Origin of the sequence: Glycomyces algeriensis (assembly GCF_027622855.1) — a bacterium.
Taxonomy (GTDB): domain Bacteria; phylum Actinomycetota; class Actinomycetes; order Mycobacteriales; family Micromonosporaceae; genus Glycomyces; species Glycomyces algeriensis.
Genome location: NZ_JAPZVR010000003.1, coordinates 148,634 through 173,824, shown reverse-complemented (window position 1 = coordinate 173,824; position 25,191 = coordinate 148,634). Strand labels below are relative to the sequence as shown.

Genomic DNA, 25,191 nt, shown 5'->3' with positions numbered 1-25,191 from the left:
GACCCATCCTTGGGGCATGACCGAAACACGCTTCCCCGGCCGCTGGCTCGGCGGCACCGCCCTCGTCCTCGGCCCACTCCTCCTGCTCACCGGCGTCCTCCTCCGAGCGGGGACGCCGTTCTTCTTCCCCGACCAGCTCCGCGCCTACGCTGAGCATCCGATGCTCATGACCGCCGCTTACAGCTGCTTCCTCGCCGGCATCGTCCTGCTCTGGCCCGCGGTCCTCGTACTCGCCCAACGCATCGGGCAGCACCGTCCGAAGTGGGCGCTGTGGGGCGGGGCCATGGCGGTCTTCGGCCTGTTCGCCCGGGCGTTCCACGCCGGAGCCGACCACCTCGCCTTCCAGCTCGCCGCCGACCGTGGCCCCGACGAGGCGACGCGCGCGGTCGCCGACGCCTACGGCGCCTGGCACCTCATGTCCGCCTTCTCGGTCGCGATCATGGCCGGCTGGATCGTCCTCGCCATCGGCGCCTTCCGCGCGAAGACCTTCGGCTGGATCCGCGCCGCACTCCTCGCCTCGGCCGCTTTGCTGCCTCTCGGCGTCCTCAAGGGCACCACGCCACTCTCGGTCGTCGCGGCACTCGGACTCGCCATCGCGCTGGTGCCCTTGGGGATCGCCGTGCTGCGGGAAGGCCCCGTCCCGCGTCCGCGGACCCTCATCGGCAGGACCGCCGGGATGCTCGCACTGATCGCGGCGATGGCCCTCGCCGGGACGCTCGGATAGGCTGGTGCACCGGCGTCCGCGACTGAGAGGTTCACGATGGTGAAGGCGTTCGTGCTCTTCGACCACGACGGCGTCCTGGTGGACACCGAGGCCTGGTACTACCGGGCCGGCGAGCGTGCGCTGGCTGACGTCGGTGTGGCCCTTGACAAGGACCGGTACCTCCGCGACATGGCACAGGGCCTGGGCACCTGGACCCAGGCCCGGGCGGCGGGCGTCGACGAGCCGACCATCGACCGGCTGCGGGCGGCCCGCGACGCGTACTACCAGGGGTACCTGCGGACCGAGGCCATCGAGATCGAAGGCGTCACCGAAGTGCTCGCCGACCTCTCGAAGCACGTGCGCATGGCGATCGTGACGACCGCGAAGCGCGCGGACTTCGACCTCATCCACGAGCACCGCAGCATCCGGTCGTTCATGGAGTTCGTCCTCGTCCGGGACGACTACGAGCGCTCCAAGCCGCACCCGGAGCCGTACCTGACCGGCCTGCGACGCTTCGGCGCGACCAAGGAGGCGGCCCTGGTCGTGGAGGACTCGGCCCGGGGCCTGCAGTCGGCCGTGGCGGCCGGCATCGACTGCGCGGTGGTCCACAACGACTTCACGAAGGACCAGGACTTCGCGCAGGCCCGCCACCGGATCGCCACACTGGCCGAGCTGCGGGACCTCGTGCTCGCCGACTGACGGCTGTCAGCCGGTCTCCTTGCTGATCCGCTCGCCCACGGTGTGCACCACGGTGACCGTGGGGTCCGTCGGCAGGATCGCGTCGACCGCGTCCTGCAGTTCGGCGATGTCGGGCAGCTCCTCCGGACTCCGCACCTCGACGACCAGGCCGTGTGCGTGCCACGAGACGTCGCTGACCTCGGCCTCGGCGGTGTCGCTGAGCCAGTCCTCGGCGAGCGTCCGCACCTCCTTCGCCCAGACGGCGGTGATCGAGTTGAGCGTCATGGGGATGCCGACGGCGAGCAGCATGACGGCGAGCGCCGCATAGGCGCGACCGCGCCACTTCGCGTTCGGCGACTCGGCGGACTCGCGCGCGTACCCCGCGGCCATGAGCACCACCACCGCGGCGATGATGAGGACCACCATGTTGGACGCGAACAGCACCAGCGCCCCGAGCGCCAGCTCCGGCTCGCCCGACCCCAGGCACACGCCGACGACGGCGAGCGGCGGCACCAGGGAGATCGCGATGGCCACGCCGGGCAGCACGTCGCCGACGTCCCGCCGCGCGATCGCGATCGATCCGGCGAAGCCCGTGGCGATGGCCGCGGCCAGGTCGGTGAGCGTGGGGGAGACGCGGCCGACCACCTGGGAATTGGTGAGGACGTTCGTGGGGTTCGGCAGGACCAGGGCGATGAGGAAGCCGATCGCGACCACGGCCGCCACGCTCACCAGCACATAGAGCAGTGAACGCCCGACCAGCGAGAGGCGCCCGGTCACGATCCCGAGCCCGATCGCCAGGATCGGCGTCGACAGCGGCGCCACGATCATCGCGCCGATCACGGTCGCCGTCGAGTCCCCGATGACGCCGGCGGTCGCGATCACCCCGGACAGCAGCAGCATCGTCCAGTACGCGGAGCGCTTGGCGGACCGGTCGCCGTCGCTGAGATCGATCCGGTCGTACAACTCCGACAGCGTCCGCCGCTGACTCGAGGGAATCAGAATGCCCATAATCGCCTCCGCGTCCATTATGGGCGCCATCGCACGGCCGGGACCGGTTTCGGGAGCCGTGCCGCCGGGACTCGCCACCGGTCACTGAAATAGCACACGTTCCTCACTGTGAGTGATAGCGTGCCGGGAGCTGTGCCCGCGACCCGGCGGCCACAGTGGTCGGTACCGACGCGGAAGGTGTCCCCATGCGGTCGATCGGACGAAAGGCGGCGACCGCCATGGTCGCCCTCACGGTGGCCTTGTGCTCCACGCTCATGCCGGCCACTCCGGCGGCGGCGCAGGAACCGGCGACGCTGAGCCTCTCCAAGACCGCCTCCGCCACCACGGTCCAACCCGGAGAGACCTTCACCTACACCCTCACTGTGGGGTGCACGACCTTCGGCTCCGGCTGCATCGACGCCGAGATCACCGACGTCGTCCCCTCCGAGTTCATCGTCCAGGGCACCCCGCAGGTCAGCGGCGCCTCCGCCGACGCCGCCGCGGACGGCCAGACCGTCACGGTCACCTTCACCGACGCGCTGGCGAGCCCCGCCGGAGCCCAGGGCCTGCCCGCGGCCACCACCGCCCAGGTCCAGATCCAGGTCCGCGCCGACCCGGACCTGCCCCACTCGGCCGACGGCATCCCGGTCAGGAACACCGCGACCTTCGACGCCTCCAACGCCGATGAGGTCCCCGACTACGTCGACGTCACCCCGGAAGTGCCGCTCCAACTGGCCGTCGAGGCCTCGAAGTCCTTCGACCCGGACCAGGCCGTGGCCCGCCCGGGCACCGCGACGACCATGACCATCGGCGGCACCAGCGGCTCGAACGGCGAAGTGGACTCCCTCGTCCTCACCGACCCGACCGACCCCGCCGCCGACCCCAACCCGTTCGACTCCCTCGCCTTCGCCGGCTTCGGCACCGTGACCTTCCCCGAAGGCGCCGACCAGGTCCAGGTCGACGTCTGGAACGGCACCGCCTGGGTCGACGGCACGCCGGGAGCCGCGCCGGCCCTCCCCGCGGGCGTCACCGACGACCAGGTCAAGGGCCTGCGGTTCACCTTCACGGACTCCGCAGGGGACCCGCTTCCCGCCGACGCCTCCGCCGAGGTCGAAGTGGACCTCGTCCACACCGACGCCGTCGCGGACATCACCGCGCGGACCGCCGTGAACAACACGGTCACCGCCGAGGTCACCGCCGAAGGCGAGACCGCCACCGACGAGGCCGACGCCGACTACACCCTCATCCCGCTCCAGATCGCCGCCGGCGCCGCGAAATCCTTCGACCCCGACCCGGTCGCCGCGGGCGATCCGAGCACGGTGACGCTCACCGGCACCAACGCCGGCACCGCGGTCGACACCATGACCATCACCGAACCCGACCCGTCCACAACGAACCCGTTCGCGAACGGGCTCACCTTCACCGGCTTCACCGACGACGTCGCCTGGCCCGCCGGCGCCACCGCCGCCTCGGTCACCTACCAGTACGACGACGAGACCTCCGAAACGCTCGACACCACTGAGACGGACACGCTCCCCGCACCCGCGGACGGCAAGACGGTCATCGGCTTCACTGTCGTCTACACCGGCGACATCATCGCCGGAGCCGAGGCCACCGTCCCGTTCACCGTGGACACCGACCCCGACCAGACCGAAGAGGAGGTCGTGCACGGCAACCAGGTCCTCGTCGAGGTCGCCGACGGCGACGACACCGGCTCCGCGACCGCCGCCGACACGCTCACCACCCTCGCCGCCCGCCTCGCGGTCGACGCGGACAAGCGCATCAGCCCCAGCGAGATCAACTCCGTGCCGGGCGAGAAGATCATCGTCGAACTCCCCGCGCGGATCGAGCCGTTCCCGGCCTCCACCACCGACGCCACGCACCTCATCGTCCAGGACCCGACCGCGGTCCCGCCGAACCCCGATCCCGACCCGTTCTGGAACAGCTTCAACGCCACCGCGATCACCCAGACCGCGATCCCCGCGGGCGCGACCCTCACCGTCTCCTACTGGGACGGCACGCAGTGGGTGGTCCTGCCCGGCGCCGAAGCCCTGCAGGGCGCGGCCGTCGTGAACATCCCGATCCCGGCCGACCTCCAGGACGACATCCAGGGCCTCAAGTTCGACTACTACGACCCCGACGGCTTCGCGCCCGGCACCGGCGTGCAGCCGAACTTCCAAGCCGCGCTCCGCGACCAGAACCGCGACGGCTCCGGTGGCGCGGCGGGCTCCGACGGGCCCGTCACCGACTGCGCCTCCTCGGCCGCCTCCGCCGGCGACGTCACCGCCACCAGCGACGACGCCTGCGCCACCGTCGACCTCGTCCCGGTCACGCCCGGCGAGGGCGACCTGATCGAGAAGACCTTCCTCGAACCCGAACCCGGCGCGGGCAAGACCATCACGGCCCGCTCCGGCGACCGGATCGACGCCGAACTCGACTGGTCCACCGGCGGCTACTCCGGCCTCGACGAGGTCGTGGTGTCCGATGTGGCCGACCCGACGGTCCCCGTGGGCGACACCTTCTTCAACGCGTTCGACCTGGTCGACATCGACCCGATCATCGCCGCCGACGACCCGTGGCTCACCTACGACGCCGTCGACCGCGTCGAACTGTGGAACGGCACCGCCTGGGTCCGCGCCGCCGACGACCCCTGCCCGGACGCCTGCGACGGCACCTTCCCGGGCTACACGCTCACCAGCGATGAACGCGCCTCCACCACCGGCGTGCGGCTCGTCTTCACCGAGAGCCCCACCCGCGCCGACCGCATCGGCACCGACCCGACCCTCCCGCAGGTCGGCGACGGCGTCGCCCGCTCCAGCGGCGACGACCGCGCCGTCCGGCTCACCTTCCAGATCCGCGACGAGGTGCGCGACCCGCAGGCCGACCCGGACCCGGTCCTCGGCAGCCGCGAGTACAACGTGCCCGGATCGCCCGGCCAGGTCCACGACACCGCCAGCGCCACCGGCTACACGAACGGCAACCAGGTCGTGCGCGACGAGGACGGCGACGACGTCATCATTATCGACGTCCCGCTCAACGTCGGCATCGCCAAGGACTGGACCGGTGGACCGCTCGGCATCCCGCCCACCGGCACCGACCCCGCCGACTACCCGTCCGGGCGGGTCGCGATCACCGCGACGAACCGCACCGCGGCCGACGTCGACTCGCTGACGATCACCGACCCGCTGAACGACGCGCCGTTCGACGTCTTCGACCTCAAGGAGATCGTCGCGATCACCGTGCCCGAAGGCGCGACCGGCACGACCGTGACCATCACGGCCGCGGGCGGCGGCACCGCTGTGTACACCGTCGAGGAGGCCTTGGCGCTCAGCGAGTCCGACCTGGCCGACGCCGTCGGCATCAGCGTGGTCCACACCGGCCGGATCGAGTCCGATGCGCAGGCCGAGCTGGTCATGGACCTGCGGCTGCGGGCCGTGCACCGCGACGGCGGCGCGGCGGTGACCACCGCCGACTCGCCGGTCGCGAACGACGCCCAGGCCTCGGTCGCCGACCTCGGCGGCACCGGCACCGATACGCCGACCGCCGTCGACGACGCCTCGATCGAGCTGACCGACACGGACATCTCGGTCACCGCCGGGAAGTCCTTCGACCCGGCCACCATCACCGAGCCGTCGGACGGCCCGGTCACCATGACGATCACCGGGCAGCCCGGCGGGCCGACCCGCACGAACCTGATGACGCTCACCGACGACGAACCGCTGCTGTGGAACCAGTACGACTTCGCCGGCTTCGGCGACTTCGCGTTCGCCGCGCCGATCGACCGGGTGCAGGTCGACGCCTTCACCGGCGGCACTTTCAGCGGCACTGGCTCCGGGGTCGCCGTGACCGGTGGCTCCTGGACCGAGGGTGAACCGGGGACGGGCCTCGCCCTGCCCGACGGCGTGGCCGCGGCCGACGTGCAGGGCCTGCGGTTCACCTTCACCCGCGCCGACGGCGCGATCTGGGAGAACCCGGCCAACCCGCTGCAGGCCGTTCCGATCGAGCTGACCCGCCGCGACGCACTGCGCACGAGCGGGCCGGTCCTCACCGACCTCGCGGGGAACGACCCCGCGCCGGGCGAGACCGCCGCGGGGGTCGCCACGAACAATGTGGACGTCCTCGTCGAAGGAGCCGTCCTGGTCGGCGGTTCGCCGGTGAGCGCCACCGACACCGCTCAGGCCACCGTCCTCTACAAGCACGCGGTGAACGGCGTCGCGATCGTCAAACTCGCGGACGGCGCGGTCGACGGCGGCATCAAGCCGCCCGCGACCTCGTTCCCTTACTCGATCGAGGTCACCAACACCGGCGACCGGGCCATTGTGGACCCGGTGATCACCGATGTGATGCCGACCGATGCGAACGGCGCGCAGCTGACCTTCGACCCGGTGGACCATCCGGGCGGCGAGGGCGCGTTCGCTTACGCGCTCGCGGGCGCGGCGCCCGACCCGGCGAGCGGTCCGGCCCTGCCGACCGACGCCGCGGACGTCACCACCGACATCACCGTGGACGTCGAGCAGATTGTGTTCACCTTCCCCGAAGGCTCGGTTCTCGAAGTGGGCCAGACGTACACGATCACCATCCAGCTGATGGTCCGGCCGGGCGTCGCCGGCGGCACGGTCGTGGCGAACACCGCGGGCGTCACCGGCGACCGGCCCTGGGACGAGTGCACCGGCACCCTCGAAGCCCCCACCGGCGAGTGCCGGGCCAGCGCCTCGATCACGGTCTCCACGACCGCGTCGATGCGTTCGGCCAAGTCGGTCCGCGCCGTGGACGACGAGCTCGGCGAGCTCTCGGTCGACTCCAGTGTGGATCCGGAGGACTGCGCGCCGAACGCGGACGGATTCTTCGTCTCGCCGTGCATCCCGATCCTCAAGCCCGGCGGCGACCACTTCTGGCGCTTCGAGGCCATGAACACCGGCAACCAGGGCATCGACACCGTGGTCGGCTTCGACCAGCTCCCGGCGGTCGGGGACACGGGCGCGATCAACGACAACCCGCGCGGTTCCGAGTGGCGCCCGCTGTTCGAGGGCACCGCGCGGCTGACCACGGCGGTCCCGGCCGGGACCGCGACCAGGATCTTCTGGACCGACGACGCCGCGCAGTGCACCGAAGTCCAGCGCATGGTCTGCCCGACCGGCTCGTGGACGCCGTTCCCGCAGTCCGGCGGCCCGGCGTTCACCGAGGAGATCCTCCGCAGCATCACCGCGCTGCGCTACGAGGCGGACTTCCCCGACGGCGACCCGTTCGAGCCGCTCGAGAAGATCGGATTCGAGTTCATCATGACCGCGCCGGCGGATTCGCCCGCCGAGGGCCCGGACTCGATTGCCTGGAACTCAGCCTCGGTCGGCGGTGAGACCGCCACGACCGAACGGGCCGAGCAGCTCTCGCAGCAGCTGCCGCTGACCGAGGGCGAGCGCGTCGGCGTGGCCCTCGCGACCGGGCACCTGCGGATCACGAAGGAGGTCGCCGGCGAAGGCGCGGCCTACGCGCCCGACGAGTTCACGCTGCATCTGGCCTGCCGCTCGGCGATCGGCACCCGGGTCGAGGACGATGTGGACCTCGGCGACGACGCCGTGCAGACGGTGAAGGCCGGGGAGACCGTCACCGTGACCGACCTGCCGTACGGCGCCGAGTGCACCGTCACCGAGGACGACGCGAACGGGGCGACCTCGTTCGAGGCCACCACGGTCACCGCGGTCCGCGAGGACGAGGACCCGCAGACGATCGTCGCCGTCAACACGTACGAGCTGGCCGGCCTGACCGTGGGGAAGACCGTCGACTCTGCGGCAGTCGACCAGGACGGCAACCCGATCACATACGGGCCCTTCGGCATCGAAGTGGACTGCACGTTCCTCGGCGAAGCCGTCTACGCGGACGGGTACGGCCCCGACGACCCGATGACCGCCGAGCTCGCCGATGGCGAGACGGCCGAGTTCACCGGGCTCCCGTCCGGATCCGAGTGCACCGTGACCGAGACCGAAGCCAAGGGCGCGGCGACGACCACCGTCACCACCGTCGCCGGCGACGGCGACCCGGCCACGACCGACGGGAACGCCGCCGCAGTCGTCCTCGCACCGGACGACCCCGGGACCGCCAACACGGCCGACGTCACGAACACGTTCGACACCGGGAAGCTGGTGCTGCGCAAGCACGTCTTCGGCGGGGGCACGGGCCCGGTGACCCCGGGGCCGTTCACGGTCCAGGTGCTCTGCACCCTCGACGACGCCTCCGGCACCCGCACCGTCTGGCAGGGCGAAGTGGTCCTCGGCGGCACGCAGCCGATGGAGGCCGAGATCGACGATCTGCCCGCCGGGGCCGCCTGCTCCGCGATGGAGACCGGCACGGGTGGCGCGACCTTCGCGATCGTCCTGCCCCGCCAGGTGACCGTCGGGGCCGACGCGCCGGTGACGCTGCACGCGGTGAACGTGCTCTCCGCCGGCTCGCTCCGGGTGGTCAAGGAGGTCACCGGCGACGGTGCCGACCAGTACGGCGCCGGGCCGTTCGCGGTCACGCTCGACTGCCTGTTCGACACCGGTGAGGGCGTCGTCGAGGTCCCGGTCCCCGGCGGTGCGACCCGCGAGTTCGCAGTGGACGAACCCGCGGTCTACGAAGGCCTGCCGACCGGAGCGGTCTGCACCGCGACCGAGTCGCAGACCGGCGGCGCCACCGAGGTGACCGTGACCGGCGGACTCGACGGCGGCGACACCGCGGCCATCCCGATCCGCGACACGGCCGAGCTCACGGTGACAAACCGGTTCGACAGCGGCGGCCTCCTGGTCCGCAAGGAACTCGCCGGTGCCGGTGCGGCCGACCACGAAGGCGAGACCTTCGAGGTCGAGCTCGCCTGCGTCCGCGACGCCGACGGCGCGACCGTCCCGGTCGACATCCCGGGCGGGGCCGCCCGCGAGATCGAGGCCGGCGGCGAGGCCGCCTACACCGGCCTGCCGGCCGGGGCCTCGTGCACGCTCACCGAACCCGGTGACGGCGGCGCCGGCTCGACCGCGATCGCGGTCAACGGCACCGACGGCGCCGAGTTCACCGTGACCGCCTGCGACGCGGACACCTGCGACGCGGCCGTGGTCACCAACACCTGGTCCGCGACCGGGCTGATCGTCACCGGCCCGGCCGTCCACCACCTGCTGCAGGCGGCGGCGGTCCTCGCGGCGCTCGGCGCCGCGGCGATCATGCTCACCCGCCGCCGCGACCGCGGCCTCCGCATCTGAACCGGCCCGGGGGCGGCCGGCCCCGCCCGCCGGGCCCCCGCCCCCCGCCGCGGCGGGGTGGGGGGGGCCAGGCCCCCCCCCCCCCCCCCGCCCCCGCCGCCGCCCCACTCACCCGGGCGGGGGCCCGCCCCCCCCCCCCGCCGGCCCCCGCGCCGCGCTCATCGTCGCTTTCGGGTGACACAGCCGCCAGGGGCCCGGTTCTCATCGGACCCGGGCGGGATGTTCGCGGCGGACCCTGCTTCCCCTCCAGCGGTGGGAGGGGGTTCGCGGATGCCCCGAGCGAAGCCGGGGAAACTGCGGAAACGCAGGCCCGGCCCCGCGTCTGGACCGTACGATCTGGAGGTTCGCGCCCCCCGGCGAGCGCCCGCGGCGACGCCGCGGCCGACCGAAGGAGCGAGACCATGGCCGACGCAGCGCTGAACCGGGCCGAACGCGCCGAACTGGAGCGCCTGCGGGCGCAGACCGCCCCGGGCAGGGGCAAGCGCGCCGCCCGCTGGGCCGGATCGGTCGCGCTGCTCGTCCTCGCCGCGATCGTCCTCGTGCTCGCCTCCGTGACCGTGTTCGCGCGCAATGAAATCCTCAACACCGACCGGTTCGCCGCCACCATGGCGCCGCTCTACAAGGACGAAGAGGTTCGCGCCGCGATCGCCGTCCGCGTCAACGGCGCCGTGAACAAGGCGCTCGACACTGAGAAGCTCGTCGCCGAGGCCATCGACGCCGTCCAGACCAAGGGCGGCCCCGACGTCCTCGACCGCCTTGCCGTGCCCCTTGCCTCCGGCATCGACTCCTTCATCGACAAGCAGGTCACCGCCGTCGTCTACTCCGACCAGTTCACGGAGCTCTGGCGCGAGGCCACCCTCCGCGCCCACACCTCCCTCGTCGCCCTGTTGAACGGCGACAGCGGCGGCGCGCTCGAACTCAAGGGCCAGGACCTCGTCCTCGACCTCGGGCCGCTCGTCGAACGCGTCAAGAACCGCATGGTCGAGGCCGGGTTCGGACTGGCCGAACGCATCCCGGCGGTGTCGGTGAACTTCACCATCGCCCAGTCCGAGGCCTTCCCGAAGCTCCGGGTCGCCGCGTCCCTCCTGGACGCCGCCTCCTGGATCCTGCCGATCGCCGGACTCGCGCTCTTGGCCGCCGGGATCGCCGTCGCCCCTAACCGCCGCCGCGGCCTGCTCATCGGCGCGCTCTGCCTGGCGGTCGGGATGCTCCTGCTCTCCGCGGGACTCACGATCGGACGCGGCGCGTTCCTGGCCGGCCTCGGCGACGGCGTCCAGTCGCAGCAGGCCGCCGTCAACGTCTACGACACCCTCACCCGGTTCCTCAAGGGCGCCGCCGAGACCATCACCGTGCTCGCGGTCATCGTCGCCCTGGCCTGCTGGGTCACCGGTCCCGGAAGGGCCCCGACCGCCCTGCGGCGGCTCGGCGGCGGCGGCCGGAACGCCATCGCCCGCGGGCTCGCCGGAGCGGGCGTCACCTTCGGCCGCTTCGGCACCGGCGTCCACCGCAACCGCCGCGCCATCGAGATCGCACTCGTGGTGGCGGGTCTGCTGTGGCTCGTGCTCTGGCGCCACCCCGGCGTCTCCGGCGTCGTCACGGTCGCGATCGTCGTGGCCGTGCTGGTGCTGATCGTCGAACTCATCGGCCGCGCCGCGGTCGAGGCCGGGAGCGGCACGGACGCACCGGCGCCGTACTCGGTCTAGCCGACGCTGACCGACTTCCGCCGGGCCGGTGCCCGCTCGTCGCACGCGCTGGTCGCGCCGTTCGCGGGCCAGTGCGTGTGCAGCGCATCGATGACGAAGTTGTGCGAGTGGGTCCAGCCGTGCGCCGCCGCGTGGGCGCCGGCCAGGTGCGGGTCGGCCGGGTCGAGCCGGGTGTGGACGTGGGGGAGGACCGCGGTGTCGCGCCGGGGCCAGACGAGGAGCCCGGCGACGGCCGCGGTCGTGGCGCAGGCGGCGAGCGCTCCCGCTGCGACGGCCGGGTTTGCTTGGGCGGCAAGCCATCCGGCGACCGGGTAGGCGATGAGGAACCAGCCGTGGGAGAGCGAGAACTGGGCGGCGAAGGCCGCGGGCCGGTCCGCAGGGGTCGCCGACGCGGCGACCAGGCGGCCGGTCGGGGTCAGGATCGCGCCGGTGGCCGCACCGAGCACCGCCCAGAGCGCGAGCAGGCCGGCCCAGGCGAGTGCGCCGCCCGCCAGCGCGGCGGTGAGGACCGCCAGACCTGCGGCGAGGACGCATGCGGCGGGGAGCATGACCTGCCGGTCGGTGCGGCGCTTGAGGAGCCCCGGCAGCAGCAGTGCGGCGGTCATCGAGCCGATGCCGAACGCGCCCAAGGCGACCGCGACATCACCGGTGCCGCGACCGAGCACGTCCTGGACGAGGACGACCGTGTTGACGATGACCATCGCGGTGGCGGCGGCGACGGCCAGGTGCATCAGCAGCAGGCCGCGCAGCCGGGGCGTGGCGAGGTAGAGGCGGAACCCGCGCGTGGTCTCCGCCCAGCGCCCGCCGCGCCGCGCGGGAGCTGGTTTCGGCAGCGCCACCGATGCGACGAGCACCGCCGAGGCGAGGAAACCGATGGTGGTGCCGGTGAACAGCCATTGGTAGCCGGCCAGGGCCAGGAGCACGGCCGCGAGCGCGGGGCTGAACAGGCTCTCGAGGTCGTAGGCGAGGCGCGAGAGGGACAGCGCCTTCGTGTAGTCCGCTTCGCGGGGCAGGATTTCGGGGATGACCGCCTGGAAGGTCGGGGTGAAGGCCGCCGACGCGGCCTGCAGGACCAGGACGAGTACGTAGACCTGCCAGACTTCGGTGACGAACGGCAGGGCCAGTGCGACGGCGGCGCGCGCGATGTCCATGGCGCACAGGAGGGTCCGCCGGGGCACCCGTTCGGCGAGCGCCGTGGCGACCGGCCCGATGAGCAGGTACGCGAGCATCTTGATCGCCAGCGCGGTCCCGAGCACGGCGCCCGCGCGGGCCCCGGCGAGGTCGTAGGCGAGGAGGCTGAGCGCGACCGTGGCGAGGCCGGTGCCGGCCAAGGCGATGGCCTGGGCGGCGAACAGGTGGCGGTAGGTGCGGTGTCGCAGCACGGAGAGCACGGCGCGGTCCTCGGCTCGGAGACGGTGACGCCCCGACCGTACCATACGTGTGCGCATGTGCGCACATATCGAAAATGTGTGGTGTCAGGCGTGCCAAGGCTTGCCGGTGACCTGGTGGTCGGCCCGGCTGAGCGCTTCGAGGACGAGGCGGCGCAGGTGCCCGTCCGTCAGGGAGTAGACCGCGCGGCGGCCCTCGCGGCGGGGCTGGACGAGACCGGCGAGGCGCAGCTTCGCCAGATGCTGGCTGACCGCCGTGCGGGCGGCCCCGGTGGTGGCGGCGAGGGCGGTGACGTCGGCTTCGCCTTCGGCCAGCACCCACAGGAGGTGGAGGCGGGTCTGGTCGGCCAGGAGCGCGAACACGCTTGCGGCGGCGGCGAACTGCTCACCGGAGGGCGGGTCGTGGTGCAAACCGTTTGCAGGAGCCGGTCGTTCGCGTTCGGGCATGGTCCCATCCTACGTGCGGTGCGGCTCGCGCCAGTGCCGCGCGAAGACGCGCGGAGGCTGCGGTTCACTGAGCCGGCCTCGCGCGCGCCCGGGTGGGGCAGGATCGCTCTGGTGCCGCGAGGGTGCGGTCTGCCGCGCTCGACACTGCGCCGGCCCGGGTCATGCATGGGGTTGCCGCGCCCTCTCTGCCGGTGCCGCGCGACGGCCGCGGCTAGGGCTGCGGCCTTCCGTGCTTCGCCGGCCCAGATGACGCAGGGAGCTACCGCGGCTCGTCCCTGCCGGTGCCGCGCGATGGCTGCGGTTCGCTCCCCCCGGCGCCGCGATCGCCCCGGAAGGTTCAGTGCCTCCGGGCGTAGCGCGGCGGCGCGTCGTCGGGTTGGATCGCACTATGGCCCTCCACTCGTTCCACCTCGCCCGCGTGCCGCTGCGCGACTCCCTCGGCGCGCTGCTGCGGCCGCCTTCCGCGCCCGGACTCCAGCACATCGAAGTCCTCGTCGGCATGAAACTGGGCGCGCCCGTGGTGTCGCCGAGCCGGATGCGGCTGCGGCACCTCGCCGTGTTCGCCGAATGGGCCGACGAAGCGGCGCTCGAGGCGTTCCTCGCGCAGCAGCCGTTCGGCCGGACGCTCAGCGCCGGTTGGCATGTGCGGCTCGCATACCTGCGCCGCTGGGGCTCGGTCCGGGAGCTGGCACACCTGCCCGCCGAAACGGGGCGCACCGATCCCGGCGAACCCGTGGTCGCCGTGACCGTCGCGCGGATGCGCCTGCCCGAGCTGCCGCGCTTCATCCGGTGGGGCCGACCGGTCGAACGCCAGGTCCGGGACCACCCCGAGACCACGCTGGCGCTCGCGGCGATGCGGCCGAACCGCACCGTCTGCACCTTCTCGGTCTGGACCAGCGCCCGCGCCATGACCGGCATGGTCTTCGGACGCGACGCCGGCGCCGCCGCCCGCCTCCACAACGAGGCGATGGCGGAACGCGACCGGAGGGACTTCCACCACGAGTTCACCACGCTGCGGTTCCGGCCGCTCTCCGAACACGGCACCTGGGAAGGGCGGTCGAACATCGTCCCGGCGGCCGGGCACGGGCGGCCCGCTTCCGACGAAGACCGCGGCCCCAACCGGTGACGCGTCGGCTCGCCGCCTCGGCATAACCCCTCCCCGCCCTGGGTAACCGGTCCGCGTGAACCGACAGCGACACCCCGCCCGGCGCTCGGGCAGCAAGCTCGAACGGCCCTCGGGTGCCGTGTCGGAGGGCAAGTGGCGCTGGCGGACCATGCGCGCGAAGTACGCGGTGGCGACCCGCGCGCCCGAGGCGGACGGCGACTTCGAGAGCCGCTGGGCGACCGTGCGCGGCCTGCGCCTCCACTACCGGGCGACCAGGGACGACCCGCCCGGCGAGGCGCCGGTGGTTCTGGTGCACGGGCTGGCGGTGTCGCACCGCTACCTGATGCCGCTCGCCGCGCAGCTCGCGTCCGAGTACCCCGTGCGCGCGGTGGACCTGCCCGGGTTCGGGCTCAGCGAGGGTCCCCGCACCGTGCTGGACGTGCCCGCACTCGCGGACTGGCTCGCCGAGTGGATGCGGGCCACCGGCAACGCTCCGGCCGTGCTCATCGCCAACTCCTTCGGCACGCAGATCGTGGTCGACCTCGCGTACCGCCACCCCGACCTGGTGCACAGCCTGGTCCTGGTGGGCCCGACCATGGACCCCCGCGCGCGCAGCATGGCGCGGCAGGCGTTGCGGTGGCTTCGCGGCGCCCCGCACGAGGACCCGCTCCAGCTGCCGATCCTCCTGCGCGATCTGGTCGACGCCGGGCTGTTCCGCGCCGTGCGGACGCTCCGCCTGGCACTGCGCGACCGGGTCGAGGACAAGCTGCCGGGCGTGCGGGCGCCGACTCTCGTGACGCGCGGCGAGCGCGAGGCGGTCACCCCGCAGGCGTGGGCGGAGGAGGTCACGCGGCTGCTGCCGTGCGGCGAACTCGCGGTCGTCCCGTCGAGCCCGCACGACGCCGTCTACACTTCCGCAGCTCAGCTCGCCGACATCGCGGTGCCGTTCCTCGAGCGCACGGCGGCCGGGCGCACCGGCGTCTGACCGGCGGGTGCATGGCAGGCCCCCGGGCGGGGTACTTCCCCGTCCCTAGAAGGGGGAAGCCATGACGGATCGGAACCAGACTTACGACGCCGCCGAGCACGAGACCTTCGGGTTCGTGGACGACGAGCAGCCGAACGAGGAGGGGCTCACGGACGCCATCCTCGACGCGGAGGGGTACCAGGAGGCCGACAAGCCCGGTATGACGCCGGAGGAGGAGCGCCGGGGCGCATCGCTCGAGCAGCAGCTGGCCGCCGAGGTCCCCGAGGACACGGGCGAGGCGCGCGAGCGCGACCCGGGCGAGCCGGTCCCCGACGAGGCCGATCCGCTGCTGCCGGTCCCGGACGACGGCGAGCCGAGCGAGCCCGCGCCGGGCGAGTCGGACCCGCTCCAGCCGATCCCGGGCGACCCGAACGACCCGGACCCGGTGCCGCCGGAACCGGAGGAGGCCTACGACCCGAACGCGCCCGATCCGACGCGCCCTGAGAGCGGCGTGCCGTACGGCGTCGACCCGAACCGGCCGCTTCCCGACGAGCCGGTCCCGCCCCGGCCCTGACCGGAGGCCAGGACCGGTGCGGTCAGGTCCTAGCCCTGGCCCCAGAAGGCGTCTTCGGCGTCCTGGTCGGCGGAGAACAGCCAGGCTTCGGCGACCTTGCCGTCCTTGACGCGCAGCAGGTCGACGCCGTCCATCGCCATCTCGGCCCCGTCGCGGCTGCCGGAGAAGCGGATCGGCAGCGCGGCGAGGTCGCCGTTCACCATGGGCGCGCCGGTGGACTGCAGGGCGAACGTGCCGCCGCTGACGGCCATCATGGCGCCGATCATCGCGCCCACGGCGGCGCCGCCGTGCTTGACGCCGGAGAATTGGTTCGCGCCCGGCTGGTGCCAGACGATGTCCTCGGCGAACAGCGCGGGCAGTGCGGTGGGCTCGTCGGAGGCCATGGCGTCGATGTACAGCTGGGCTACGTTCGCGGTGGACTCGGTCATCGTGTGCTCCCTGGATCGTGGTGGGCCGGCTCGTTCATCCTCACCGGCGTTGCCGCTTGACCCAGCTATACTCACTTTTTGTAACCAGTTACTTCAAGGTGACCAATGGGATCGGGTGCCGCATGTCACAGGAACCGGACTGGAATGTGCTCACGGCGACCTGCCCTTCGCGCACGTCCCTCGTCCGCATCGCCAACAAGTGGACGGCGATGATCGTCATCGTGCTCGGCCGGGGCCGCACCCGCTTCCGCGACCTGCGCGCCGCCGTCGAGGGCATCAGCGGCAAGGTCCTCACCGACACCCTGCGGGACCTCGAACGCGACGGACTGGTCTCGCGCCACGTCTACGCGGAGGTCCCGCCCCGCGTCGAGTACGAGCTCACCGACCTGGGCCGCACCCTGCACGGCCCGCTCCTGGCCCTCGGCGACTGGGCCGAGGCGCACATCGGCGAAGTCCTGGAGGCCCGCGACCGCTACGACACGCGCTGAGTCATCTCCCGGCGCTCCTTGCGGAGCAGGGCGCCGGTCTTGTACGCGAGGAAGATGAGGGCCAGGCCGTTGAGGGCGTGGAACAGGAACAGCGACTGGCCCCAGAGCGTCCCGGGCACGTTCACGATGGCCATGCCGTGCTGGAGCAGCACGAGGAATGTCCCCAGTGCGGTCAGCCATACGATCCGGGCTCCGGCCCGGGCCGCGAGGGCGATCAGGACCGCGGCCGCGTAGAGGTACAGCAGGGCGTTGCCGTTGCGGAAGTGCATCTCGAAGCCGTCGTCGATCGCGCCGCTGTAGCCGACGCCGAAACCGGCCAGGGCGAACTGGACGACCAGCAGCGCCAGCAGCAGCGTCATCCAGATCCGCAGGACCGTGGCGAAGGGGCTCATGCCGGGACTCCTTCCGCTTTTAGGGCGCGCTTGGCGTCGACCGCACGCTTGGCGCGGCGGGCGACGACCACTTGCAGAGTGAGGATGGCGAGGCCGTTGAGCGCGTGGAGGGCGATGCCGACGCCGCCGCCCACGCCTTCGGTGCCGAACCCGTACGCGAACGCGCCCTGCAGGAAGATCATGAAGGCCGACAACGCGGTCAGCAGCACGGTCTTCCATCCCGGCCTGGCGATGAGGGCGAAGACGACCGAGAGCATCAGCCAGAGGAACAGCATGCCGCCGTTGCCGGCGTGGGCGATGAACCGCATCACCCGCTCGCCGCCTCCCGAGACGGCGCCCCAGCCGGCGAGGCCGACCTGGAGCACGAGGAGGACGACGACGAACCGCGTCCACCCCAGGAAGAACAGCTTCAACGTGAACGCTCCTAACATCGGACCGCGGCGGGCCGCCGCATGCGGTGGAGTCTGCAGCCCGCCGCCGCACCCGGGCATCGGCCCCGGGTTGTCAATCGGGCTACACCGCGGGAGGTAGTGCCCCGGCTCCGCGTACCCCGTTGGGGCCGAACGCCAAGGGAACGGGGACCTCGTCCCGTGCGGGACTGGGCGACACGAGGTTTCCGATGGCCGCAAGAGGGAACCCCCGGAGGCCGACCCGTGGGAGGATCTGACCATGAAATCGCAGCAGGATTCGCAGAAGTCGAACGCCGAACCGGGAGTCGAGACCGACGCCCTGCGCCTGTCGGACATCGCCGGGCGCGACAGCGTCGAGTTCCCCGAGAACGAGCCCTACGACGACGAAGAGGCGCTGGTGACCGAGTCGGGCAGCCGGACCGGCCGGATCGTCATGATCCTCGCGGTGGCCGGCATCGCCGCGGTCGCCGTGGTCGGCGCCAAGATCGCCTACGACCGGCACAAGTCCGCCACCGGGTACCGCCGGGCCGTCGAGCACATCGAGGACGCCAGGGACGCCATCATGTCCGCGGCGGGCGAGCTTCCCGAGCGCAGCCGCGCCGTCCTCCACAAGGTCACGCACCGCTGAGCGAAGCGGCTCTGAGGCGCCGGGCCGCAACGTCCCGTCCTCTTGCGAGCGCCGCCGGCCGCTTCCGCGGTCCGGCGGCGCCGGCGTGCCCGGAACCCGAGCGCCCCAGCCGGAACCGAGGAGAAGGAGTGACCACGTGAGCATCGGAGTGATGACACCCGAAAGGCCACGTCGGCGCACACGTGCTGCGCCTGCTCGTCCAGGCCGGCGTCCGCCCGCGCGCGCTATTGCGCGACCCGGGCACCCTCGATCCCGGCATCGCCGCGCACGTCGACACCGCACCGCTCGACGCGTGGGACGCGGACTCCGTTGTGGACGCGACGACCGGTCTCGACGCCCTCTACTGGGTCAGCCCGACCGCCACGGACCGCGACCCGGTCGAAGCGCACGTGAACGCGGCTGGGAACCTCCGTGCCGCCGTCCAGGCCAACCGCATCCCGCGCGTGGTGTTCCAGTCCAGCGGCGGCGCGGAGAAGCGCCACGGCGTCGGTGAGATCGACGGCCTCGCCGCCACGGAGCTCGCCCTCGAAGCCAGCGGCGCCTCCGTCACGCACCTGCGCTGCGGCTACTTCTTCACCAACCTCTTCATGGACCTCGAGTCGATCAAGGACGGCACGCTGGCGACCGCGATGGACCTCGACCGGCCGCTGCCGTGGGTCGCGCCCGAGGACGTCGCCGCGGTCGCCGCGGTCCGCCTGCTCTCCCGGTCGTGGGCCGGGCGCAGCGTCCAAGGCGTGCACGGACCCGAGGACCTCACCTTCAGGCAGGTCGCCGGGATCCTGACCGAGGCCCTCGGCCATGCGGTGGAGCCCCGGCAGATCAGCGACGCCGAGCTCCGTTCGACGCTGGCCTCCTTCGGGATGCCGGCGGCGCAGGTCGACGCGATCGTGATGATGACCGTGGGGATCAGGGACGACTACACCCCCGAGAACCCCCGCACGATCGCGACCACCACGCCGACCGCCCTGCAGGGCTGGGCCGCAACGCATCTCCACTGATGGCGCCTCAACCGGCGAGGTCCGCCCGCTCCTTGGCGAGCGCGACCGTGCCGTCAGGGGCCTCGTCCGAGGACCGCGCATACCCTTCGCGCTCATAGAAGTCGATGTTCCGCCGGCTCTTCGCGCCGGTGAACAGCACGAAGCGGCGGCACTCCGGTCCGGCCGCGGCCTCGGCGGTCCGCAGCAGCCACCTGCCCAGGCCCCGCCCGCGCTGGTCGGGGGCGACGGCGAGCCGCCCGATGTCCCAGGCGTCACCCACTCGGCGGGTCCGCACGATGCCGAGCAGCCGCCCGTCGAGCCAGAGGCCCGTGGTGCTCCACTCGCCGAGCCAGGCGCGCACCTCCTCCACCGACTCGTGCAGCGCCGGAATGTCGATGGTGTCGTTGACGATCGCCTCCTCCACCCAGCAGCACCGCTGCAGCACGGTGACCTCCGCGGCGTCGTCGGGCGTGAGCGCCCGCGCGTACGACCCCGCCACCGGACCGGGCCGCGCGTCGGACCGGGCGGCTTCGCGCATGGGACGCAAGGCACTGGCGACCCGCGCGAGCTCGTCGAGCAGTCCGACGGCCGCCGCGTCGCGGGCCGGGTCCGGCCGCAGCGCCCCCGCCTCGACCGCCTCGCCGATGCGGAGGGCGACCGTGGCACCCAGCGGCATCATGCGCAGCGTGGTCACCACCTGCTTGGCGTGCTGCACCGCGCGGGTGCCCGCCGAGGTGTGGCCGTAGCTGACGAAGCCGATCGGCTTCCAGGCCCATTCGGCGCTCAGGTAGTCCAACGCGTTCTTCAAAGTCGCCGGCATGCCGTAGTTGTACTCGGGCGTGACCGCGATGAACCCGTCTGCGGCGTCGGCGATCGCACTCCACTTGCGAGTGTGCTCGTGCCGGTAGGCGCCCGAGGACGGGTGCTCCTCCTCGTCGAGGAACGGCAGGTCCAAGTCGCCCAGGGCGGCCGGCACCAGTTCGGCGCCGAGCTCGGCGGCCCGGTCGGCGACCGCGTCGAGGAGCCACCGGTTCACAACGGGGCCGAGCGCGCCGGGGCGGGTGCTGCACATGAGGACGAGGACGCGAAGTTTTTTCGTTGACATGGAAACGAAGTCTACGTGCTAGGTTGATTACATGTCAACGACTTTTTCGGCGGGGGACGTGCGCTGGCTCGAACCTGAGGAAGAGCGGGCCTGGCGGGCCTTCCGGCGGGTCATGGTCGCCGTCCGCCACGGCACCGCCCGCGACCTCGCCGCGATCGGGCTCTCCGAACCCGACTACGAGGTCCTGAGCACCCTGTCCGAGCGTCCCGGCCGCACCAGCACCCTGGGGGAGCAGGCCGACAAGATGGGCTGGTCCCGCAGCCGGCTCTCCCGCCATGCCAGCCGCATGGAGTCGCGCGGGCTCCTGCGCCGCGACCCCGACCCGGCCGACGGCAGGGGCTGCCTGCTCGTGCTCACCCCCGAAGGCCTGCGCGTCCTCGAGGAGGCCGCGCCCGCCCACGTCGAGTCGGTGCGCCGCCACTTCATCGACCGGCTCGAACCGGACGACCTCGCCGCGCTCGAGCGCATCGCCGCGCGCCTGGGAGAGCACCCCCGGGAATGACCGAGCGGCCCAACGCGAAGCGCTGGGCCGCAAGATGATCACACCGTCAGCGTCCTAATGGACAGTCGACGCGGGGTCCCCGGAGGTTGGGGTTCCGAGGACCCCGCCGCCGGCTCAACCGCACGCGACGGTCGGCCAGTTCCAGTTGCCGTTGGCCTGGATGGTCAGCCCGAACGTGTTGCCGCTCCCGTTCGGCGTGGCGACGAGCTGCTGCGCGGTCGGGTAGGACGCGCTGCAGTTCCAGGTCGAGAGGACCTTCGCGGGCGACGGGATGTTCAGCGTCGTCCGCCAGTCGCTCTTGCCCGAGACCGTGACGTTGAGGTTGTAGCGGTCGCTCCAGCGCTGGCCGGCCGAGAGCACCGCGGAGCAGGTGCCGCCGCCCCCGCCACCGCCGCCGCCCGTGCTGCCGACGGTGATGTTGGAGTTGCCGGAGGACTGGTAGCCCTCGGTCGCCATGATCATGTAGTAGCTGAACGCGCCGAGGTTCATCCCGGCCCGGGCCCAGGCGTCGAAGTGCGCGCCGGTGTCGATGGAGCCGGAGGTGCGCTTGGACTGGCGGACGCTCCAGTACTGCTGGAAGGTCTTGGTGCCCTCCACGGACGGGGCGTTGTACCGCGTGGTCTGGAGGATGTTGTAGGTGCCGCCGTTGATGTTGGCCGTGCCGCGGCTGGTGGCGCCGCTGCTGGGGTTGTACGGGCCGTGGGATTCGACGATGTAGTACTCGACCAGCGGGTTCGAGGTCCAGCCGTAGAGCGCGAGGTAGCCGTTGCTGCCGTGGTTGACCGAGCCGTTGTAGTCCACGACGCGGCGTCCGCCGTTGGCCCAGCCCTTGCCGCCGACCCAGTTGTTGGCGCCGTTCCACTGGGAGCTGTAGTTCCCGCCGGCGCCGAGGGTCATGGAGGCCTTGCCCTGCGTGTCGGTCCAGAAGGAGTAGTAGTACCCGTTGTGGGTGCCCTCCTGGTTGGTGGTGATGACCTGCTGGGCGTGGGCAGTGCCGGGCATGATCAGCCCCGAGGCGCCGAGCGCGAGTGCTCCCGTGCCGCCGAGGAGGAGGTTCCGGCGGCTGAAGAGGCTGGGGGGCGGGTTGTCGGATGACATCCTGACTCCTTGGAACGTTGCGTCCGGTCTGCGGGAATCGCCGACCGCATCGAGAGGCATCTATCTATCGATGATGACCATCGTGGACTGCGCATCGGAACGTGTCAATGACTTTCGGAAAAGTATCGGAACTTTTCAAGGCAATTTCCTGGCAACCGATGAGCATCAGTCCTGTTCAAGGGCGAATCCCAACGAGAACCTTCGGAATCCGCCACTTTGCACAGCATCTCGAAGAATCAGTGAATCCGAAAGTTTCGGAAATTATCAGCACGCGTCACCTTGCCGCTACGCAGGCCGACGATCGGTCGCGGCCGCGACCGGCACCTGCGGCGAGGCCCTGAAAACCGACCACAAGTGGGTGAATATCGACCAGTCCTGGGCGCTGGAGGTTTCCTAACCTCGCACAAGGACGCCTGCGCTCGGGACGGGCGGCCGGGGTTTCGAGAGGATGGACTGAGGATGAGTCGAACCGATATGACCTATGTGGAGAGTCTCAGTCCCGGGAGCGGCCGGTGCGCCCCGCGGTCGGCGCCGGCCTCCGACGCCGCCGCACTCAGCCTCGACGGCGAGTGGCGCTTCAACCTGGCCGCCGGCCTCCACGACCTCACCGAGGGCTTCGAAGCCCCCGCGTTCGACGCGGGAGGCTGGGACACCCTCGCCGTCCCCTCGATCTGGCAGATGCACGACCTCGACGGCGAGGCGCCGTACGGCAGGCCGCAGTACGTCAACATCCACTACCCGTTCCCGGTCGACCCGCCGCGGGTTCCCGACGCGAACCCCACGGGCGAGTACCGGCGCACCTTCACCCTGCCCGCCGATTGGCCCGCGACCGGACGCACCCTGCTGCGCTTCGAGGGGGTCGACTCCGCGTTCGCCGTGTGGGTCAACGGCGTCCGCCTCGGCGACGGGAAGGGCTCGCGCCTGCCCACCGAGTTCGACGCGACCGATCACCTCGTCCCCGGCGAGAACACCGTCGCCGTCCGCGTCCACCAGTGGTCGGCGGGCTCCTATCTGGAGGACCAGGACACGTGGCGGGTCTCGGGGATCTTCCGTCCGGTCTCCCTGGTCCACCGTCCCGCAGGCGGCATCGACGACGTCTTCGCGCACGCCGACTACGACCACGCCACCGGCCTCGGCACCCTTCGCGTGGAGGCCTCCGCCGATGCCCGGCTCACGGTGCCCGAACTGGGCATCGACACCGCGACCGGTGCGACGGTGACCGTGCCCGTGGAGCCCTGGACGGCGGAGACGCCGCGGCTCTACGACGCCGTCGTCGCCACCGACTCCGAACGCGTGCCACTGCGGATCGGCTTCCGCACGGTGACCGTGGAAGGCGGCGTCCTCAAGGTCAACGGCACGCCGATCCTGCTCCGCGGCGTCAACCGCCACGAATGGGACCCCGACACCGGACGAACGCTGACCCTGGAGACGATGCGCCGCGACCTCGAGCTCATGAAGCGGCACAACGTGAACGCCGTCCGCACCAGCCACTACCCGCCGGACCGCCGGTTCCTGGACCTCTGCGACGAACTCGGCATGTGGGTCATCGACGAGTGCGACCTCGAGACGCACGGCTTCTACTTCTATGGATGGCGGAACAACCCCGCCGACGACCCGCAGTGGCGCGAGGCCTGCCTCGACCGGATGGCCCGCATGGTCGAGCGCGACAAGAACCACGCCTCGGTTGTCATGTGGTCCCTCGGGAACGAATGCAAGGCCGGCGTGAACCTGGAGGCCATGGCCGCGTGGGCGAAGCGGCGCGACCCCGGCCGCCTCGTCCACTCCGAGAGCGACTACGACTCCGGGTACGTCGACGTCTACAGCATGATGTACGTGCCGCACGACGAGCTCGAGCGCATCGGACGCCGCGAAGAGGAGCCGACCAGCGACCCCGCGCTCGACGAGCACCGCCGCGGCCTGCCGTTCATCCTCTGCGAGTACGCGCACGCCATGGGCAACGGCCCCGGCGGCCTCGCCGACTACCAGCGCCTGTTCGAGCAGCACGAGCGCATCGCGGGCGGGTTCGTCTGGGAGTGGATCGACCAGGGGATCCGGCGCCGCACCGGGGACGGCCGCGAGTGGTTCGCCTACGGCGGCGACTTCGGCGAGACGCTGCACGACGCCAACTTCATCACCGACGGGCTGGTCTTCTCCGACCGCACCCCCTCGCCGGCGCTGGTCGAGTACAAAAAGGTGATCGAGCCGGTCAGGATCGGCATCGACCCGGCGGACCGGACCATCACGGTCGCCAACGGCCACGACTTCGCCGACACCGGGCACTTGCGCTTCACCTGGCGGATGGACGACGACGGTGCGGCGATCGCGCAGGGCGACCTGGAGGCACCCGCGGTGGCGGCCGGGGCGTCGGTCCAGGTCCCGTGGACTGAGGCGCTCGCCAAGGCCTTCGACGCGGCGAACGGTGAGCGCGCGGTGAGCGTGCACGCCGTGCTCGCGCGCGACGCGGCCTGGGCGGAGGCCGGCCATGAGATCGCGTGGGGCCAGGTAGTGCTGCCGTACACCGCGGCACCGGTAGTCGGGCCGGTGGCGAGCCCGGTCGCGGTCGCGGGCGGGTACCGCCTCGGCGGGGCCGAGTTCGACGCCCTCGGGCGCCTGCGCGTGCTCGACGGCGTCGAAGTGGCAGGGCCGCAACTGGACCTGTGGCGGGCGCCGGTCGACAACGACCGGATCGCCTGGGGCGGCACGTCTCTCGCGGAGCGGTGGCGCCACCGGAACGCGGGCCTGGACCGCTTGGAGCACAAGGTCCTCGGCATCACCGCCGACGACCGCGGCCTCACGGTCGCCACCAGGGTCGGCGCCGCCGGTGCCGAGATCGGGATGCTCGCCGAGTACGAGTGGACGTATCGGCCCGAGTCCGGGGTGCTGTGGTTGCACGTGGCCGTGAACCCGTTGGGGGAGTGGGACTTCCCGCTGCCGCGCCTGGGCGTGCGGCTGGCCGTGCCGAGGGAGTACGACGCCGTCGCCTGGTTCGGCGGCGGCCCCGAGGAGGCCTATGCCGACTCCCGCACCGCCGCGCGGCTCGGCCGTTACGAGGCTCCGGTCGCCCGGATGCAGACCCCGTACGCCCTCCCGCAGGAGAACGGCTCGCGCACCGACGTGCGGTGGGCGCGCCTGGCGAACCCGGACGGGGCGGCTTTGCGATTCCTGGGCGCGCCGCACTTCGCGTTCACGGTGCGGCCCTGGACGACCGAGGGCCTTGAGGCGGCGACGCACACCCACGAGCTGGTCGAGCGCGACCGGCTCTACGTGAACCTCGACGCGGCCCTGCACGGCCTGGGCTCGGCGTCCTGCGGGCCCGGCGTCCTGCCCCAGTACCAGCTGCGGGCCGAGCCCACCGCCTTCAGCATCGGGTTCGGCACCGAGCGCGGCTGAT

General features: G+C 72.0%; 21 protein-coding genes. 13 read left to right on the top strand and 8 right to left on the bottom strand.

The window, feature by feature from the left end; translation table 11 throughout:
- Positions 1-16: 16 nt before the first annotated feature.
- Positions 17-724: a hypothetical protein gene (locus O2L52_RS07030; protein WP_270114643.1), complete on the top strand. Its 708-nt coding sequence runs from the start codon at positions 17-19 to the stop codon at positions 722-724.
- Positions 725-763: 39 nt separating this feature from the next.
- Positions 764-1,402, top strand: a complete 639-nt coding sequence (locus O2L52_RS07025; protein WP_344473101.1) for an HAD family hydrolase — start codon at positions 764-766, stop codon at positions 1,400-1,402.
- A 6-nt stretch (positions 1,403-1,408) separates the two neighbouring features.
- On the opposite strand, the gene O2L52_RS07020 is transcribed toward O2L52_RS07025, so the two are convergent.
- Positions 1,409-2,389: a TIGR00341 family protein gene (locus O2L52_RS07020; RefSeq protein ID WP_270114641.1), complete on the bottom strand. Its 981-nt coding sequence runs from the start codon at positions 2,387-2,389 to the stop codon at positions 1,409-1,411.
- Positions 2,390-2,574: 185 nt separating this feature from the next.
- Between O2L52_RS07020 and O2L52_RS07015 the strand changes: the two genes are divergently transcribed.
- Positions 2,575-9,591 (top strand): DUF5979 domain-containing protein, encoded by a 7,017-nt coding sequence (locus O2L52_RS07015; protein ID WP_270114640.1) that lies wholly within the window; start codon positions 2,575-2,577, stop codon positions 9,589-9,591.
- A gap of 401 nt (positions 9,592-9,992) precedes the next feature.
- Entirely contained in the window at positions 9,993-11,294 is a 1,302-nt protein-coding gene (locus O2L52_RS07010) for a hypothetical protein (RefSeq protein WP_270114639.1), read from the top strand.
- Here O2L52_RS07010 and O2L52_RS07005 read toward each other — a convergent pair.
- Together O2L52_RS07005 and O2L52_RS07000 are read right to left on the bottom strand one after the other, a co-directional pair.
- Positions 11,291-12,685, bottom strand: a complete 1,395-nt coding sequence (locus O2L52_RS07005) for an MFS transporter (protein ID WP_270114638.1) — start codon at positions 12,683-12,685, stop codon at positions 11,291-11,293. The two genes, O2L52_RS07010 and O2L52_RS07005, sit on opposite strands and share 4 nt — an antisense overlap.
- 84 nt (positions 12,686-12,769) lie before the next feature.
- On the bottom strand, positions 12,770-13,129 hold the full coding sequence (locus O2L52_RS07000; RefSeq protein WP_270114637.1) for an ArsR/SmtB family transcription factor: 360 nt from the start codon (positions 13,127-13,129) through the stop codon (positions 12,770-12,772).
- A gap of 388 nt (positions 13,130-13,517) precedes the next feature.
- On the opposite strand from O2L52_RS07000, the gene O2L52_RS06995 reads away from it, so the two are divergent.
- The 3 genes from O2L52_RS06995 (at position 13,518) to O2L52_RS06985 (ending at position 15,772) form a co-directional block, all read left to right on the top strand.
- Positions 13,518-14,255 (top strand): hypothetical protein, encoded by a 738-nt coding sequence (locus tag O2L52_RS06995; RefSeq protein WP_270114636.1) that lies wholly within the window; start codon positions 13,518-13,520, stop codon positions 14,253-14,255.
- A 55-nt stretch (positions 14,256-14,310) separates the two neighbouring features.
- Positions 14,311-15,219 (top strand): alpha/beta fold hydrolase, encoded by a 909-nt coding sequence (locus O2L52_RS06990; RefSeq protein ID WP_270114635.1) that lies wholly within the window; start codon positions 14,311-14,313, stop codon positions 15,217-15,219.
- A gap of 61 nt (positions 15,220-15,280) precedes the next feature.
- Complete coding sequence (locus tag O2L52_RS06985; RefSeq protein WP_270114634.1) at positions 15,281-15,772, top strand: hypothetical protein; 492 nt, start codon at positions 15,281-15,283, stop codon at positions 15,770-15,772.
- Positions 15,773-15,801: 29 nt separating this feature from the next.
- Here O2L52_RS06985 and O2L52_RS06980 read toward each other — a convergent pair whose 3' ends face one another.
- Positions 15,802-16,200 (bottom strand): nuclear transport factor 2 family protein, encoded by a 399-nt coding sequence (locus O2L52_RS06980; RefSeq protein ID WP_270114633.1) that lies wholly within the window; start codon positions 16,198-16,200, stop codon positions 15,802-15,804.
- A 122-nt stretch (positions 16,201-16,322) separates the two neighbouring features.
- Between O2L52_RS06980 and O2L52_RS06975 the strand changes: the two genes are divergently transcribed.
- Positions 16,323-16,688: a winged helix-turn-helix transcriptional regulator gene (locus O2L52_RS06975; protein ID WP_270114632.1), complete on the top strand. Its 366-nt coding sequence runs from the start codon at positions 16,323-16,325 to the stop codon at positions 16,686-16,688.
- Here O2L52_RS06975 and O2L52_RS06970 read toward each other — a convergent pair.
- Together O2L52_RS06970 and O2L52_RS06965 are read right to left on the bottom strand one after the other, a co-directional pair.
- The gene (locus tag O2L52_RS06970; protein WP_270114631.1) at positions 16,673-17,080 is read right to left on the bottom strand and encodes a hypothetical protein; all 408 of its coding nucleotides are present in this window, start codon (positions 17,078-17,080) and stop codon (positions 16,673-16,675) included. The genes O2L52_RS06975 and O2L52_RS06970 overlap by 16 nt on opposite strands.
- On the bottom strand, positions 17,077-17,493 hold the full coding sequence (locus O2L52_RS06965) for a hypothetical protein (protein WP_270114630.1): 417 nt from the start codon (positions 17,491-17,493) through the stop codon (positions 17,077-17,079). Before O2L52_RS06965 ends, O2L52_RS06970 begins: the two co-directional genes overlap by 4 nt.
- A gap of 256 nt (positions 17,494-17,749) precedes the next feature.
- On the opposite strand from O2L52_RS06965, the gene O2L52_RS06960 reads away from it, so the two are divergent.
- Together O2L52_RS06960 and O2L52_RS06955 are read left to right on the top strand one after the other, a co-directional pair.
- Positions 17,750-18,118: a hypothetical protein gene (locus O2L52_RS06960; RefSeq protein WP_270114629.1), complete on the top strand. Its 369-nt coding sequence runs from the start codon at positions 17,750-17,752 to the stop codon at positions 18,116-18,118.
- Between the two features lie 182 nt (positions 18,119-18,300).
- Entirely contained in the window at positions 18,301-19,116 is an 816-nt protein-coding gene (locus O2L52_RS06955) for an NmrA family NAD(P)-binding protein (RefSeq protein ID WP_373897023.1), read from the top strand.
- Positions 19,117-19,123: 7 nt separating this feature from the next.
- Here O2L52_RS06955 and O2L52_RS06950 read toward each other — a convergent pair whose 3' ends face one another.
- Positions 19,124-20,200, bottom strand: a complete 1,077-nt coding sequence (locus O2L52_RS06950; RefSeq protein WP_270114628.1) for a GNAT family N-acetyltransferase — start codon at positions 20,198-20,200, stop codon at positions 19,124-19,126.
- 31 nt (positions 20,201-20,231) lie between these two features.
- Here O2L52_RS06950 and O2L52_RS06945 point away from each other — a divergent pair, with 31 nt between their 5' ends.
- Complete coding sequence (locus O2L52_RS06945; RefSeq protein WP_270114627.1) at positions 20,232-20,702, top strand: MarR family winged helix-turn-helix transcriptional regulator; 471 nt, start codon at positions 20,232-20,234, stop codon at positions 20,700-20,702.
- Between the two features lie 114 nt (positions 20,703-20,816).
- Here the strand turns inward: O2L52_RS06945 and O2L52_RS06940 are convergent, their stop codons facing one another.
- Positions 20,817-21,800 (bottom strand): glycoside hydrolase family 11 protein, encoded by a 984-nt coding sequence (locus O2L52_RS06940; protein ID WP_270114626.1) that lies wholly within the window; start codon positions 21,798-21,800, stop codon positions 20,817-20,819.
- A 73-nt stretch (positions 21,801-21,873) separates the two neighbouring features.
- On the opposite strand from O2L52_RS06940, the gene O2L52_RS06935 reads away from it, so the two are divergent.
- Positions 21,874-22,197, top strand: coding sequence for a hypothetical protein (locus O2L52_RS06935; protein ID WP_270114625.1), 324 nt, complete (start codon positions 21,874-21,876; stop codon positions 22,195-22,197).
- A gap of 62 nt (positions 22,198-22,259) precedes the next feature.
- Positions 22,260-25,190, top strand: coding sequence for a glycoside hydrolase family 2 TIM barrel-domain containing protein (locus tag O2L52_RS06930; RefSeq protein WP_270114624.1), 2,931 nt, complete (start codon positions 22,260-22,262; stop codon positions 25,188-25,190).
- Position 25,191: the final 1 nt, after the last annotated feature.